The sequence below is a fragment of the Parabacteroides faecalis genome, from assembly GCF_022809355.1.
Classification (GTDB): domain Bacteria; phylum Bacteroidota; class Bacteroidia; order Bacteroidales; family Tannerellaceae; genus Parabacteroides; species Parabacteroides faecalis.
In genome coordinates this window covers 82,281-98,049 of record NZ_JAKZMM010000010.1, presented here as the reverse complement: position 1 = coordinate 98,049, position 15,769 = coordinate 82,281, and the positions used below count along the sequence as shown (strand labels likewise).

The 15,769-nt window shown below is 42.1% G+C and carries 16 protein-coding genes; 8 read left to right on the top strand and 8 right to left on the bottom strand.

What is annotated here, in order from left to right:
• Nucleotides 1-133 precede the first annotated feature (133 nt).
• Nucleotides 134-1,042 (top strand): site-specific tyrosine recombinase XerD, encoded by a 909-nt coding sequence (gene xerD / locus MUN53_RS05705; RefSeq protein ID WP_243323821.1) that lies wholly within the window; start codon nt 134-136, stop codon nt 1,040-1,042.
• Nucleotides 1,043-1,068: 26 nt separating this feature from the next.
• Here xerD and MUN53_RS05700 read toward each other — a convergent pair whose 3' ends face one another.
• From MUN53_RS05700 to MUN53_RS05690, 3 genes are all read right to left on the bottom strand, one after another.
• Nucleotides 1,069-1,485, bottom strand: a complete 417-nt coding sequence (locus MUN53_RS05700) for a DUF2442 domain-containing protein (protein WP_243323820.1) — start codon at nt 1,483-1,485, stop codon at nt 1,069-1,071.
• 6 nt (nt 1,486-1,491) lie between these two features.
• On the bottom strand, nt 1,492-1,731 hold the full coding sequence (locus tag MUN53_RS05695; protein ID WP_243323819.1) for a DUF4160 domain-containing protein: 240 nt from the start codon (nt 1,729-1,731) through the stop codon (nt 1,492-1,494).
• A gap of 653 nt (nt 1,732-2,384) precedes the next feature.
• A complete protein-coding gene (locus MUN53_RS05690; protein WP_243323818.1) occupies nt 2,385-3,233 on the bottom strand; it encodes an MBL fold metallo-hydrolase in 849 nt (282 codons plus the stop codon).
• A 156-nt stretch (nt 3,234-3,389) separates the two neighbouring features.
• Between MUN53_RS05690 and efp the strand changes: the two genes are divergently transcribed.
• Entirely contained in the window at nt 3,390-3,953 is a 564-nt protein-coding gene (gene efp / locus MUN53_RS05685) for an elongation factor P (RefSeq protein WP_243323816.1), read from the top strand.
• Between the two features lie 90 nt (nt 3,954-4,043).
• A complete protein-coding gene (gene radC, locus MUN53_RS05680) occupies nt 4,044-4,736 on the top strand; it encodes a RadC family protein (protein ID WP_243323814.1) in 693 nt (230 codons plus the stop codon).
• On the opposite strand, the gene MUN53_RS05675 is transcribed toward radC, so the two are convergent.
• From MUN53_RS05675 to MUN53_RS05660, 4 genes are all read right to left on the bottom strand, one after another.
• Nucleotides 4,730-5,674 carry an EamA family transporter gene (locus MUN53_RS05675; RefSeq protein ID WP_243323812.1) on the bottom strand — a complete coding sequence of 315 codons (945 nt, stop codon included), beginning with the start codon at nt 5,672-5,674 and terminating at the stop codon, nt 4,730-4,732. The two genes, radC and MUN53_RS05675, sit on opposite strands and share 7 nt — an antisense overlap.
• 23 nt (nt 5,675-5,697) lie before the next feature.
• The gene (locus MUN53_RS05670) at nt 5,698-6,465 is read right to left on the bottom strand and encodes a UDP-2,3-diacylglucosamine diphosphatase (RefSeq protein ID WP_243323810.1); all 768 of its coding nucleotides are present in this window, start codon (nt 6,463-6,465) and stop codon (nt 5,698-5,700) included.
• Complete coding sequence (locus MUN53_RS05665) at nt 6,465-6,782, bottom strand: metal-sulfur cluster assembly factor (RefSeq protein WP_022456160.1); 318 nt, start codon at nt 6,780-6,782, stop codon at nt 6,465-6,467. The genes MUN53_RS05670 and MUN53_RS05665 overlap by 1 nt, the downstream gene beginning before the upstream one ends.
• A gap of 313 nt (nt 6,783-7,095) precedes the next feature.
• Entirely contained in the window at nt 7,096-8,379 is a 1,284-nt protein-coding gene (locus MUN53_RS05660) for a UDP-N-acetylmuramoyl-tripeptide--D-alanyl-D-alanine ligase (protein ID WP_243323808.1), read from the bottom strand.
• Between the two features lie 85 nt (nt 8,380-8,464).
• Between MUN53_RS05660 and folP the strand changes: the two genes are divergently transcribed.
• From folP to MUN53_RS05640, 4 genes are all read left to right on the top strand, one after another.
• Nucleotides 8,465-9,301 carry a dihydropteroate synthase gene (folP, locus tag MUN53_RS05655; protein WP_243323845.1) on the top strand — a complete coding sequence of 279 codons (837 nt, stop codon included), beginning with the start codon at nt 8,465-8,467 and terminating at the stop codon, nt 9,299-9,301.
• An 18-nt stretch (nt 9,302-9,319) separates the two neighbouring features.
• A complete protein-coding gene (gene cdaA, locus MUN53_RS05650; RefSeq protein WP_022456157.1) occupies nt 9,320-10,105 on the top strand; it encodes a diadenylate cyclase CdaA in 786 nt (261 codons plus the stop codon).
• A gap of 125 nt (nt 10,106-10,230) precedes the next feature.
• Entirely contained in the window at nt 10,231-11,244 is a 1,014-nt protein-coding gene (gene pta, locus MUN53_RS05645; RefSeq protein WP_022456156.1) for a phosphate acetyltransferase, read from the top strand.
• A gap of 27 nt (nt 11,245-11,271) precedes the next feature.
• Nucleotides 11,272-12,474, top strand: a complete 1,203-nt coding sequence (locus MUN53_RS05640) for an acetate kinase (protein ID WP_243323806.1) — start codon at nt 11,272-11,274, stop codon at nt 12,472-12,474.
• Nucleotides 12,475-12,575: 101 nt separating this feature from the next.
• Here MUN53_RS05640 and MUN53_RS05635 read toward each other — a convergent pair whose 3' ends face one another.
• Nucleotides 12,576-14,894, bottom strand: coding sequence for a TonB-dependent receptor (locus tag MUN53_RS05635; RefSeq protein ID WP_243323805.1), 2,319 nt, complete (start codon nt 14,892-14,894; stop codon nt 12,576-12,578).
• A 490-nt stretch (nt 14,895-15,384) separates the two neighbouring features.
• Between MUN53_RS05635 and MUN53_RS05630 the strand changes: the two genes are divergently transcribed.
• Nucleotides 15,385-15,684, top strand: a complete 300-nt coding sequence (locus MUN53_RS05630) for a nucleotidyltransferase family protein (protein ID WP_022456153.1) — start codon at nt 15,385-15,387, stop codon at nt 15,682-15,684.
• Nucleotides 15,685-15,769 lie beyond the last annotated feature (85 nt).

The window sequence follows — 15,769 nt, the reverse complement described above, 5'->3', positions numbered from 1 at the left end:
TTTTGTTTGACGTTGCAAAGGACGGTTAACCGGATTAAAACATTATTGCTATTTTATTACATTTGTTTGTCATTATAGATGGTGGCTTTTCCGTATTTTTGTTTCATGATTCCTGTTGGGAGGATGAGGAAGAATGGATGGAAAAGAAAACATATATCAGCGATATAAAACCTATTTGCGCTTGGAAAAGGCGCTTTCTGCAAATACAATAGAGGCTTATCTGGCAGATTTAGATAAGTTAGTCCGTTTTGTGGAGTCGGAAGGAAAGGATATCCGGAAAATTACTTATGATGATTTGCAGCAGTTTGTGGCTCAATTACACGATGTGGGTATTCATGCGCGTTCGCAGGCTCGTATTATTTCGGGAATCAAGTCGTTTTATAAGTATTTGTTGTTGGATGGCTATATCGAATCGGATCCGACGGAATTGCTGGAGCTTCCTAAGATTGGGATGAAATTACCGGAAGTTCTTTCGGTACAGGAAATCGACCGGATGCTGGATTCTATTGACCTTTCTACGCCTGAAGGTCAACGGAACCGGGCTATGCTGGAAGTGCTTTACAGTTGCGGACTGCGTGTTTCTGAATTGGTAGGGTTACGTATCTCGGACGTATATCCGGAAGAAGGTTTCATTCGGGTAGAAGGAAAGGGATCCAAACAACGTCTGGTACCGATCTCGCAAACGGCTTTACGGGAAATCAAGAATTATTTGTATTATCGCGGTATGATGGTGGTTAAAAAGGGGGCAGAAGATATTCTGTTCCTAAACCGTCGGGGCGCGCCGTTGACCCGCGTGATGGTTTTCTATATTATCAAGCAGCATGCAGAACTGGCCGGAATACATAAGACGGTTAGTCCGCATACTTTCCGCCATTCTTTTGCTACCCATCTCTTGGAAGGTGGCGCTAATCTACGTGCTATCCAAGAAATGTTGGGGCATGAAAGTATAACCACAACCGAGATTTATACGCACATCGACCGGGAGTCGCTGCGGAAAGAGATTTTAGAACATCATCCCCGTAATCGGAAAAGGAATGAATGAGATGTCTAGTAAGTAAACCGCAGGGTTTATGCTACGTGGATATTTGCTAGATCACGGCCGATAGAACGAATTGTTTCCAGGATTTCTTCTAACCGTTCTTTTGAAGGCTTCTTGCTACCACTGATATATTGAGCAAACAAACTTTGTGATAGACCTAAGCGACGGGCTATTGCGGATGCATTCAATTCTGGATGTGTTATGAATAATTGGTATAACGGATTCTGTTTTTTCTCATGAAAGAATCCGTCGAAACATAAATCTTCATCTAACTCTTCCCAATGTATTCCCTCTGCACTTAATGTGTAATGTGATCTTTGTTCGGGAGTTGCGTATTTTAATCGTGGGTATTCGTTAAAGTTTTCACAGGCTTCTTTTCCGTCAACTGTACGAATCCATACAGCTGTTTCTGTTAACCATACCTTATCGATGAAGATTGTATCCATGTTCTGTTACTTTTCTTTGTTGAAGAACTTATTCCAATGCTCGGCAATGATTTCCTGATTTTCTTCGATGATTGACTCTACAAGTTTTATTTCTGATGGTTTCAAGCCTTTGTTCTTTACCAGATTAACCGGGAATAGTGAAAACTTTGCACTGATATCTCCTTTTACAACGTGTACATGAAGCGGCTCATGATCATTGGCATAAAACATAAACCGAAAACCAAAAAGAATAAAAATAGTAGGCATTGGATTGTCTTTTGATATTTCGCTTTAAATGTAGGTAATAATTTTATAACCAACAAATATTTAAACTAAAAATAAATTATCTGTAAGAAAAGTAGATAGAGGAGATATCTCTGCCAATCTGTCGTATTGAATCCCCTTTATTTTTGGCGTATTCGGACCGTGGTTCGGGAGTGTTGACTTTTATCGCCTGTATGGCGAGTTGAGGTTTTTCAGTTTGATAGTAGAAATGGCTGAAATGGAATCATTTGTTTGAGGGAACAAAACAAGGTAGGCAGGAAAGGTTGAGGGCTGTTAGTCGCTGGTGAAATTATATAGCAAAAAGACAGCTCAAAAAAGGAGCTTCTTTGGATCAAAAAATGAAGAGAAAATAGTTCTTTTAAGCTCATTTTCTGCAAAAATAGAGCCTTTGGGGAATTTCCCGGCGTGTTTTTTGTGAAACACGCCGGCTTTTCGTTCGTTTCCTACTAGGTTTTTGATGAAAAGTCGTAGGATTTTGCTTCAAATCCAAGCATAAAAATGGGTAGAATCAAGGCTTTTTTGCCTTATTCTGGTCTGAATTTTCTAAAAATAAACCAAAATGAGGCGAAAAAAGGACGGAATCCCTCTTTTTTTCTCGTCCGGAAGAAGAAATTTTTGTCAAAATGTCAGTCTTTCTAGACTTGGATAACGGCTTTTTGTATGCTTTCCCGGATTGGCAGATACAGTCCGCTTTCTGTCTTTTTGATACAGGCGGCCTGCGTATAGGCGTCGTGGCAGAAAACGATCCGTTGTTGTTCTTGAACAGCTTGTTCCAGCAATCTGCATTTTTCTTCGTATGAAGTCAATGGAGCGATATCGTAGGCTGAAATCCATTCCGGCGAGATGCTGGCAAAAAGCGGGATGACATCTCCGGCAAAAACGACTGTTTCGTTGGCTGTTCGGATATAAGGCACTATTTGTCCTGCTGTATGTCCGTCGAAGAGCCGCAAAGTCACATCCGGCGTAAGTACCAGATCTTCAAAAAGCAACTGTAATTTCCCAGCTTCTTCAACGGCCTGCATGTCTTCTTTGAAATAAGATTCTTTTTCCAGCGCATTGGGATGCTGCAGATTATGCCATTGGCGTTCGCTGACCCAATATCTGGCATTCGGGAAAGTCATTTTCATCTTTCCGCCTTCTTCTTGGGTACAAAAGCCGCAATGATCGAAATGTAAGTGCGTTAAAACAACATCGGTAATGTCTTCCGGTTGTAAGTTCCGGACAGAAAGTTCATCTGTTAGGTTATGCAATCCGAAGAAACGGTAATAACTTAGTCGCTGAAGATGCTTAAAACCAGCTCCGGTATCAATCAGGATATGCCGATGGTCTTCGGTTGTAATCAGCAGGCTGCGCATCGCCAGGATGCATGCGTTGCTTTCGTCTGAAGGATATTTCCGAAACCAGGCCGTTTTGGGAATAGCTCCGAACATGGCACCGCCGTCGGCATAGAAATAACCGGTGTCGAATAGATCAATTGTTGCCATAAACGATTCTTTTTGGAGTGAAAATATGCTATTTGCGCCCGAAAGTTATGAAAAATAAGAGAGAAAGCAATTCGGATTTTTGCAGATTTAGCGGAAAGTCGTAATTTTGCAGCATCTATTCATGTAGCAAATAATTATAACATAAAGAAAACAAATATGATTAACTCACAAGACATTAAGAAAGGTACTTGTATCCGCCTTGACGGTAAACTTTATTTCTGTATAGATTTCTTGCATGTAAAGCCGGGAAAAGGTAATACAATCATGCGTACCACATTGAAAGATGTAGTAAAAGGTTATGTTATCGAACGTCGCTTTAACATCGGTGAAAAACTGGAAGATGTACGTGTAGAACGTCGTCCTTATCAATATACTTATCGTGAAGGTGAACATTATCATTTCATGAATCAGGAAACTTTCGAAGATGTCATCATCGACAAGGAACTGATCAATGGTGTTGACTTCATGAAAGAAGGAGAAATTGTAGATGTTGTATCAGATGCTTCTACAGAAACAGTATTGTATGCTGATATGCCTGTTAAAGTTCAGTTGACAGTTACTTATACTGAACCGGGTGTTAAAGGTGATACTGCAACAAACACATTGAAACCGGCTACTGTTGAAACAGGTGCTGAAGTACGTGTTCCGTTGTTTATCAATGAAGGTGAAGTAATTGAAGTGAATACGCAAGACGGTTCATACGTAGGTCGTGTTCGTTAATTCATAAAAAGCCAGGGAACGTCACAAACCGCTAGGATACAACCCGGTTGTGACGTTTCTTTTTTATCAGAAAGTTCAAACCTTTTAGCTATGAAAAAGTTAACTATCAAAGATTGGGCGGAAGATGATCGTCCGCGTGAAAAAGTCCTTCTCCGGGGAATTACCTCTTTAAGCAATGCCGAATTATTAGCCATCCTGATTGGTTCTGGAAACAACGACGAATCGGCAATCCAGCTTTCCCAACGTATCTTGAATACGGTAAATAATAATTTATATGCTTTGGGCAAATTGTCGTTAAGCGATCAGACTACAGGATTTAAGGGGATTGGTGTAGCCAAAGGTGTGACCATTCTTGCGGCTCTGGAATTAGGACGCCGACGTCGGGAAGCCGAACCTGCTGTTCGTTTACAGATTACTTGTAGTCGGGATGTTTATGATTTATTCTTTCCTTTGCTGGCCGATTTACCCCATGAAGAGTTTTGGGTTGCTTATTTAAACCGTTCCAATCGTGTTATAGACAAGGTGAAGTTAAGTCAGGGTGGCGTTTCGGAGACAGTTGCCGATATAAAGATTCTATTGAAAGGCGCTTTGAATCTGTTAGCTTCCGGTATGGTACTTTGCCATAATCATCCTTCCGGAACATTACGTCCCAGTTCGGCCGACGATCAGCTCACTCGTCGAATCCAGCAAGCAGCAAAGTTGCTGGATATACAAGTGGTTGATCATCTTATCCTTGCCGAAAACCGATATTATAGTTATGCTGATGAAGGGCGACTTCACTGAATAGACGTTTTGTTCTTCCGCAGAGGCAGTTTGGGGAATAACTTTCGGAAACGGATCAAATGGGGTGAAATGTTATTCCCGGCGATAATTAATGTGACAGCTACCAGGATCAATATAATACCACAACTCAATTGAACGGTTAATGTTTCCCCGAAGAGCAAAACTCCGAAAAACAATGCTGTTAATGGTTCTAATGCTCCTAAGATTGCTGTCGGTGTAGAACCGATGTATTGGATAGCCTGTGTCGTACAGACGAAGGAAAGGGCAGTGGGCAAAGCGGCCAGTGCAATCAGATTGCCCCATAAATACCATTTATCCGGAACGATGAGCGATTGCCCAAAACCAACGCGATAAATAAATAAGGAAACTCCGAAAAGTAAAACGTAGAATGTAAGTTTTACCGTCGGTATTTCTTTGAGTGTAGAACGGTTGACACCAACAATATAAATGGCATACGAAAGGGCAGAAGCCATTACCAGTAAGACGCCTTGCAGACCAATAGGTTGCCCGTTGTCTCCTTGGTATAAAAGACCGATACCCGATAAAGCCATAAAGATGCAAAAGATAGTGAGCGGCTTGATCTCTTCTTTGAATACACAGCTCATGATCAGGGCAACCATGATCGGGTAAACGAAGAGTAGGGTTGAGGCGATGCCGGCTTCCATGTAATTATAGCTGAGGAATAAAGTCAGGGAAGAAAGAGCAACCATGATTCCCATGATAATCAACGGAAGAATTTCTTTTCGCTGCAAGCGGAAACTTCTTCTTCTGGACTTAATCATCAGTGCCATGATGGGAATAGCAAATAAATAACGGAAGAAAAGAACAGAATCCGGGTCCATTCCTTCTTTATAAAGCGGCAATGCAAATAGTGGATTCATGCCATAAGAAGCTGCAGCTATGGCTCCTAAGATATAACCTTTCGCTTTTACGTTCATACTTATAGGAAATTAATGAAATATTATTCAGCTTCGAACTGGTCCAAAAAGAGGCTTTCTCCGTCCCAGACGATATAAGAAAAATGTTGCATCCAGTCACCGGCTATCAACAGGCGGCTGGTACGTGATAACATCAGATCCAACATGATGTGGCGATGTCCGAAAATAAAGAAATTGATGTCAGGATGTGACTGTAAATATTGTTTGGCAAATAATACCAGATACTCCGAACTCTCTCCTTGATAGGTTACTTCCTCTTCTTTCTTCAACCCTTTTTTACGACTGCTAAGCGACCATCCCAAAGCGAAACCGAATGTCCAGCGCGGATGGATGGCACTGTATAGAATTTGACAGAAACGATTTCGGAAGATTTGACGGATTACACGGAACGCACGACTGCGATAATCGACTTCATCACCGTGGGCCAGGAAAAAGCGTTTGCCCAGCAAGTCAACGGTAAGTGGTTCCCGATGAATAATAGCTCCAATCTCTTGCGGCAGATAGTCGAACATCCATATATCGTGGTTCCCGATAAAAATATGAATTTCAACTCCGCTGTCAGACAATTCTGCCAGTTTCCCCAGGAATCGGGTAAAACCTTTAGGAACAACATATTTGTATTCATACCAATAGTCAAACATGTCGCCTAAAAACCAAACAGCCTGTGCATCTGCCTTGATACTGTCAAGCCAGCGGACCAGCTTCTTCTCGACGGCTCTTGGATCAGCATGAAAACGAGCTCCTAAATGAGCGTCGGAAGCAAAGTATATTTTGGTACGGGATGTTTCCATTACAAGAAGCCCAATTCAAGTTTTGCTTCTTCAGACATCATGTCTTTATCCCATTCCGGTTCGAATACCAGATTGACATCTACATTTTTGACATCGTCAATCGAAGCTACTTTCATACGGATATCTTCAATAAGAAAATCAGCTGCCGGGCAATTAGGTGCCGTCAGTGTCATATCAATGCGTACATTCTTTTGCTCGTCCACTTCCACTTTATAGATAAGTCCCAGATCATATACATTTACCGGGATTTCCGGATCGTATACGGTCTTCAACATAGCAACAATCGCTTCTTCAGTCTGGAGAAATTCGTTCTTCATTGTTTTATCAATAATCATTTGGTCTGCAAAGATACAATATGCAGCGATTGTCTGAAAGAGTTCCGTGCTTTATCCGGTAATAATTTCTGTTTCTTCCGGGAAATCTTTATCGAGATGCCTTTATGCAAGAAGACAGAATCGGAGTGTGACAACAAAAAGAAGAGGCAGCCTTTGGATTTGAGGCTGCCTCGTAGTTAAGTTCACGCTCTCATAAGCCTGACAAGAGTCAGCTAAACAGATGAGTGCCATTCGTATTAATAATAGTGTTGTAATATAAAGTTTATGTTCTACTTTCCGAGAAAGTAGCTTCTTATTATAAAAGATCTATGAGTGTTTCCAAAGCCATGCTGTGCGATCCCTTCAACAAAATATGAAAACCGCTGAGTGGATGCGCTTGTAGGTAATCTTTCAAAGCTGCTGTTGTTGGGAAAGTCTGGAAACCATCTCCTGTACGGCTGAAATGTTCACCACATAAAATAACCTGATCAAATCCGCTTCCTTGGAGCTGATGAACTACTTCCTGATGTAATGCATCACTTGTTGGTCCGAGTTCGCGCATATCGCCGAGTATAACGGCTTTGGGTGTTACATCCATTTGGGCAAAATTCTCCAGAGCCAGTTTCATACTGCTCGGATTGGCATTATAGGCATCTATGATGAGGTGATTCTTTTCCGTCTCTTTCCACTGCGAACGGTTGTTGGTTGGTTCGTAGGTAGCGATGGCCCGACTGATACGTTCGGCAGGAATCTTGAAATATCGTCCCACTGCGATAGCTGCCAAGATATTGTCCAGGTTGTAAGCTCCGATAAGATGCGTATCGACAACATGAACTTTCCCCTGTTGTTTCCAGTCGAAAGTCAGGAACGGATTACAACTGACTACATGTCCCACTGTAAAGTCTCCTTCTTCTTGTCCGTATGAAATTTGTTCCAATCCTTTGGCTATCTGCTGTAGTATCTTATTCTCATGTTGGATGAATATTTTGCCTTTAGTATGTCGTAAATAGTCATATAATTCACCCTTGGTTTGGATGACACCTTCCAAAGAACCAAATCCTTCCAGATGTGCACAACCAATATTGGTTATGATTCCATAGTTGGGTGCTACAATTTCAACCAATTCTTTAATATCCCCAGGATGATTGGCTCCCATTTCGATGACAGCCATTTCGTGATCATTGTCCAACCGAAGCAATGTAAGTGGAACACCGATTTGATTATTCAGGTTTCCTTCCGTATATAAAGTGTTATATTTGGTTGAGAGCACAGCTGCTATCAACTCTTTGGTTGTTGTCTTTCCATTTGTTCCGGTAATACCGATAATGGGAATACCTAACATTTTACGATGGCGATGAGCCAGTTGTTGCAATGTCTTTAATACATTGTCCACAAGAATGGTTCGTTCGTTTATTTGGTATTCCGGGTTATCAATGATTGCATATGCAGCACCGGCATCCAATGCTTTAGCGGCAAATTGATTGCCATCGAAATTTTCTCCTTTCAATGCGAAAAATAAAGAACCGAACGGACAATTTCGGCTGTCCGTGGATATTTTACGATGATGTACGAATAGTTCGTATAGCTCCGTTGTATTCATAGAATAACCTCATTTAAAGTTGGGGCAAAAGTAAGAATAAAAGAAGAATAATATTGTATCTTTGCCATCATAAAATAGAAAGATGATGAATAGCAAAACAATAAACATCAAAGGACAGCTTCTTTCGTTAGATGAACCACAGGTGATGGGCATTTTGAATGTTACACCCGATTCTTTTTACGCCGGAAGTCGGAAACAAACGGAAGCGGCTATTATTGATCGGATCGAAACGATATTGCGAGAAGGTGCTTCAATAATTGATGTCGGTGGTTATTCTTCTCGTCCCGATGCGGCAGAAGTATCGGAAACAGAAGAAATGCAGCGACTGGAAATGGCTTTGCAGCCACTTCTGCAACATTATCCGGATGTTGTTGTTTCGGTAGATACTTTTCGCTCGTCTGTTGCCAGGCAGTGTGTGGAAAAGTATGGTGTGGCCATGATCAATGATATTTCGGGAGGCGAATTGGATGAACGGATGTTTGATACTGTTGCTCAGTTACGCGTACCTTATATTATGATGCATATGCGAGGTACTCCGCAAACCATGCAGCAACAAACCGATTATGAAGATGTGACAGCTGACTTACTTAAATACTTTTCCCATAAGCTGGAGCGTTTGTTCCGTTTAGGAGTGAACGATGTTATTCTGGATCCAGGATTTGGTTTTAGTAAGACGTTGACTCAGAATTATGAACTGATGCGGCATTTAGGTGATTTCCGGATATTTGGTCTGCCATTATTGGTAGGTGTTTCCAGAAAGAGTATGATCTATAAATTACTGGAAACGACACCTGAAGAAAGCTTAAATGGAACTACGGTTTTACATACCTATGCTCTATTACAAGGTGCAGATATTCTGCGAGTACACGATGTTCGTGCTGCAAAAGAAGCAATTCGGATTGTTCAACAATTGAAAGGGTAATACAAAAGGAAGTTTTATATGTGGATGCACTTTGGTATAAAAGATCTGATTGACGTCTTGCTGGTAGCCGTCTTTTTGTATCAGACGTATAAGATCATGAAGAGTTCCGGCACGTTGGCTATCTTCAGTGGTGTTGTATCGTTTGTCATTGTATGGATTCTGGTATCTCAGATTTTAGAGATGCGTTTACTGGGAGCAATCTTGGATAAAGTGATTAGTGTGGGTGTCATTGTCTTGATTATCCTGTTCCAAGATGAGATCCGTCGTTTCCTGTTGGCTTTGGGTTCACATAAAGGCTGGAAATTCTTGAGTAAACTCTTTGGTAAACATCGGGAGAATGGAGAAAATGATCCCAGCTTTGTGGCTCCGGTTGTATTAGCTTGTATGAATATGGCCAAGAAAAAGACAGGTGCGTTAATCTGTATCGAGCAAGATGTTGATTTGACGGTTTATGAACATACCGGAGAAATGTTTAATGCCGATGTTAATGCTCGCCTGATAGAAAACATCTTCTTTAAGAATAGTCCATTACACGATGGAGCCATGATCATCGCCAAGAATCGTATCCGTGCGGCAGGTTGTATTTTGCCGGTAGCCCAAACGGCTAATTTACCTAAAGAAATGGGTTTGCGGCATCGTTCGGGTTTGGGTATGTCGTTTGAGACAGATGCTTTGGTAATTATCGTATCAGAAGAAAGAGGAAAGATTTCCGTGGCTCATAACGGGAATCTAAGCGTGAATATTTCAGGTGAAGAATTGCAACAAATCTTATGTGGAGAGCGGCAAGTGACAAATTACTGTTAAAAGATTTGAAAGCGGTCGGACCATCTTAAAAATATTAGTTGATTTTGCTAACTCTATATGGCATTTTGCCTACTTTTGTGAATCGAGAGAAAGACAATTATTAAATAACTATAAAATCATCTACGATGGACTTAATGCAAGGAATTATTGCGCGTGCTAAAGCAAACAAGCAGCGCATCGTTCTTCCTGAAGGAACTGAAGAAAGAACATTAAAGGCTGCCGACCGTTTATTGGCCGACGAAGTTGCTGACATTATTTTGATTGGCGATCCTTCTGAAATTAATAAATTGGCTGCTGAATTCGGATTGACTCATATTCAAGAGGCAAAGATCGTAGATCCGAAGAACCATGAAAAGAAGGCTGCTTATGCAGATTTATTGTTCCAATTGCGCCAGAAAAAAGGAATGACTCCGGAAAAAGCCGCAGTCTTGGTTGAAGATCCTTTGTTCTTGGCTTGTTTGATGATCAAGGCAGGTGATGCTGATGGCGAAATTGCCGGTGCATTGAATACAACTGGAAATGTATTGCGCCCTGCATTGCAGATTATCAAGACAGCTCCGGGTATGAGTTGTGTGTCTGGTGCTTTCTTGATGTTTACAAAGACTCCTCAATACGGAGAAGACGGCTTGTTTGTATTTGCTGATTGTGCTGTTATGCCGAATCCGAATGCTCAGGAATTGGCAAGTATCGCAGTTGCTACTGCTCAGACAGCTCGTCATATTGCCGATATCGAACCTCGTGTAGCTATGTTGAGTTTCTCAACAAAAGGTAGTGCATCTCACGAAATGGTTGATAAAGTAGTTGAAGCAACTCGTTTGGCTAAGGAAATGGCTCCTGATTTGAAGATTGACGGAGAATTACAGGCTGATGCTGCTTTGGTTGAAAAGGTAGCTGCTCAGAAAGCTCCGGGCAGTGAGATCGCTGGTAAAGCAAATGTATTGGTATTCCCGACTTTGGAAGTAGGAAATATTGCTTATAAGTTAGTACAGCGTTTGGGTGGTGCTGAAGCTGTAGGCCCAATCTTGCAAGGTATGGCTGCTCCGGTTAACGACTTGTCTCGCGGATGCTCGGTAGATGATGTATATAAGATGGTAGCTATTGCTTGTAACCAATCAATTGCCTTGAAGGCGTCAAAGTGATTATTAACCACATAAACACAAATAGGTATGAAGATATTAGTATTGAATTGCGGTAGTAGTTCTATCAAATATAAGTTGTTTGATATGACTTCGGGCGATGTGATGGCCCAAGGTGGTATTGAAAAGATCGGTTTGCCGGGTGCTTTCCTGAAACTGACAGATAAGAATGGTAAGAAGGTGATTCTGGAAAAGGATATTCCAGAACATCAGGCTGGTATTCAGTTTATCTTGAGTGTATTGACAGATGATACATATGGTTGCATCAAAGATTATAAGGAAATTGATGCGGTGGGTCATCGTGTGGTACATGGTGGTGAGAAATTTGCATCCAGTGTTCTGCTGACAAAAGAAGTATTGGATAAAGTTGTTGAATGTTCGGACTTGGCTCCGTTGCATAATCCGGCTAACTTGAAGGGTATTGCTGCTATGGAAGCTTTGATTCCGGGTATTCCTCAGGTTGGTGTATTCGATACGGCTTTCCATCAGACGATGCCGGCTAAGGCTTATATGTATGGTTTGCCTTATGAGTTGTATCAGAAATATGGTATCCGTCGTTATGGTTTCCACGGAACAAGTCATCGGTATGTTTCCAAACGTGCTTGTGAAATCCTGGGTGTAAAATATGAAGACCAGAAGATTATTACAGCTCACGTAGGTAATGGTGGTTCTATCGCTGCCATTATGAATGGTAAATGTATTGATACATCTATGGGTTTGACTCCTACTGAAGGTTTATTGATGGGTACTCGTTGTGGTGATGTTGACCCGGGTGCTATTCCTTTCATTATGGAGAAAGAAGGATTGGATGCTGCCGGTCTATCAAACCTGATCAATAAGAAGAGCGGTGTTGCCGGTTTGGTAGGTGGTTCTTCGGATATGCGTGATTTGGAAGCTGCTGTAGCAAAAGGCGACGAACGTGCCATCATGACATTGGATGTGTATAATTATCGTATCAAGAAATATATCGGTGCTTATGCTGCTGCCATGAATGGTTGCGATATCTTGGTTTGGACAGGTGGAGTAGGTGAGAACCAGTGGGAAACTCGCCGTGTTGTTTGTCAGGATATGGAATACATGGGCATGAAGATCGATGTAGAAAAGAATCATGGTATGCGTGGTGAAGAAATGGTTATCAGCACACCGGACAGTAAAGTGACCGTAATGGTGGTTCCGACGGATGAAGAGTATATGATTGCTTCGGATACGTTGGAAATCTTAAGTAATAAATAATTAATCAACCCTCACAGCTTACAGAAAACATTAGTGAGTGTTTTGGCTGCCCCGACACCGGTTGGGGCAGCCTTTTTTATGGGAAGTGCTTTCCTACTAATTTATTTCCCCGTCTGCATGATACCTGAATCGGAATCCTGGTTGCTTACTTTCTTACTGCCTGACTTATAGTGGCGGCCGAAAGAGAAGTTATAACTCAGTGTGATAAATGCCATGTGGGCGCTTTCTTGCAGGTGGTTGGACTTGCGGCTCGATGCATATTGGTTCCAGTTCTCGCTGATAGTCTTGTAATCGTTGGTAAATGGATTGATAACGCCGGCTCCGACACGTAAGTCTTTCCATTTGTAGTTCAACATCAGGACTTGTGCGTTTTCATCTCCCGAAACAGTTTCTCCTACAAGACGGTTCTGATTGGTCATGATCTGATACATGAAGGAGAAATTCTTCCAGTTAGCAGATAGGCTGGCATCCATCCACCAGTTGGAATACCGGTGCTTATAGGTATTGCCGTTGCTGATGTAATGATTCAATCCGCCACTGACAGAGAATTGAAGGATATTGGCTACCGGACCGACACGCAACTGTATCATCGGTGTAAGGCTTTGCCAGTTCTTCTGATTGTCCCACGTTTGGATAATCTTGTTTCCTTCTACATACTTCTCGTCCATAATAGCATTGGGCTTATAATTGTAACTCATACTGAAGTAGGTGTGGAAGATTCCTTTTGACCATTCACCATCCAAACTTGTCCGATAATATAAGTACGATTCCAGATTCGGGTTACCACGTTGGATTTGCAGGGAATCAATTACCTGATCGATGGCACTCAGGTTTCCTAACGAAGGCATTTCGTTACTGATGGACGACCGCAAGCGGAGATATGCCCGATCGTTGAAGGTATATTTCAGCGTCAGTCGCGGATTGGAGGTATAATATTGGTATAAATCCACACTTCCTTCCTGACGATAGAACGAACGTGTCCCGCCAATGCCCAACATATAGTCCAACTTCTTCGCCTTTCCCCGGAATTCTCCATACAGATAGGTCGAACCTTGTTGCATTTCCGTCCGGTATGTATGTCCGTTGATATAATCGTTGTTGGAGAAGGAATGCGTATGACGCAGACCCGCTCCCCAGCGGTTTCCGTTGGCCAGTTTCTTTTCGTAGATTCCTTCGCCGATGATGGAATATTTCTTTCCATATACCTTGTTCCGGATATTGGTCAGCATATCATTTTCCCGGCTTTCCTGATAAAGGCGGTCGGAGAATTCTTTGTTGTAGGTTCCTACCACATCGAAGATCAAGACCTGGTCTTTCTTCAGGTTGCGCTGATAATAGATGTCGAGCGAAGGACGATGGTAATGACTGCTGGTCTCGTCGAGCATATCCACATAGTCTGTTTCATCCGCCCGGTTGATCAATTGCCCTTTGAAGCGTTCGATAGGTACATTGTTCCCGGAATAATTGAGGGATACGTTGAATTGGTATTTATTATTGTCCTGCAGGTTGTAAGCTACGTTCAGCCATTGCTGCATCAGCTTCCAGTGTGAAGGAACTCCTTTTTCGTACCGATGCAGTTCCGTTCCGTTTCCCAAATTGAAGTCTTCCTGATTATCCCGATAAGCGCCGTAGAAGTCGCGTGGTCCGCCCCAGTAATTGGCCGAGAATTCCGACTTCTTATGGTTGATCTTCATGCTGGCCTGGTAATTTCCCCAGGCAACATGCGGCGACTGCATGATGTCAACGCCGAAGTTTCCGCCTGTTTCCGGTCGGCGTACGATGTAATCTATGACGATTTCGGCATTCCCGTAACGTAATCCGGGATTGTCATGATATTCTACCCTGATGATTTCATCCGGACGCAAGGCACGGATTTCCTGGTTTGTCACTTTCACTCCATTGATGCGCAACTGTACTTCGCCGTCGCCCGGAATCTGAATGGTATTATTTACCGGATCAACCTGAAGACGCGGGAGCATCAGTTGTTGCAACAAATCAACGCCGTTGGCCGAGGCCTTTTGCTGGCGTTCGGAAGGATAAACAATCTTCCGGTCTATTTCGCTCCGTTGTGCCGAAGCGGTTACCGTGACATTGTCGAGAGCAAAGGCTTCTTCTGCCAGATAAATCTCACCCAGGTTACGGGACTGGTTCAAGTCGGCCAGCCAGATTTCCTGTGTCTGATAACCGACGCTTGAAATGACCAGCCGGTACGTTCCGGCGTTGATATTCACTAATTCGAAATGTCCTTTGGCATCGGATGAAGCTCCGGTTACCATATTCGAATCGCGTGTCTGCAAAACGATGTTGGCAAACTCGATGGCCTGTTTATCCTCGTTCTTGATCGTTCCTTTCAGTTGGACGTTTTGTCCTAAACAACCCAAGCTTATACACAGTAATAATGCTGTAAAGAATGTTTTCATGATTTCTGTTTATTAATCTTATTTGTCCGTAAGACGACGGCACTCGGGTTTGCGTTACAGAAAAAATGTATTTTTTTTGAAGAAAGTTTTCCTACGAAATTTTCATGCAGGTCTGCACGAACTTTTTGTAGGGGTACGAAAGCTCCATGCAGGCTGCACGGCGTTTTTGTAGGGATACGGAAGCTCCATGCAGGCTGCGCGGCGTTTTTGTAGGGATACGGAAGCTCCATGCAGGCTGCGCGGCGTTTTTGTAGGGATACGGAAGCTCCATGCAGGCTACATGGCATTTTTGTAGGGGTACGGCAGCTCCATGCAGGCTACATGGCGTTTTTGTAGGGCTTCAACATTTTCGCTGAGGCTCATTGGTATTTTTTCCTTGCGGAAAAAACCTCGCTGAGACCTACATGATGCGATAAAAATGAAATATCTTCTCAAAATCTTTAATTTCTCATAGATTTCTGTATCTTTACGCCATAAGTAACTTACGTTTATGGATTTGATAGGGAATAACATACAGAAGATTGCTTCTTTATGCCAAAGGTACAATGTAAGCAAATTGTTTGTGTTTGGATCTATACTTACCAGTCGTTTTAATGAAGAAAGTGATGTGGACTTGTTGGTTACATTCAATAAGTCGGAAGTGAAAGATTACTTTGATAATTACTTTGATTTCAAATATTCACTGGAAGAGTTGCTAGGAAGAAAAGTTGATTTACTAGAAGAACAAACCATTCAAAATCCATATTTGAAAAAGAATGTGGATGCGACAAAAACATTGATCTATGGATGATTTGGAGAAGAAATCATTTTCTTATTAAAAGCATGAACAAAGTTTTTGTATTCTTATTTTGAATAATCAATATACAGAAAACAAA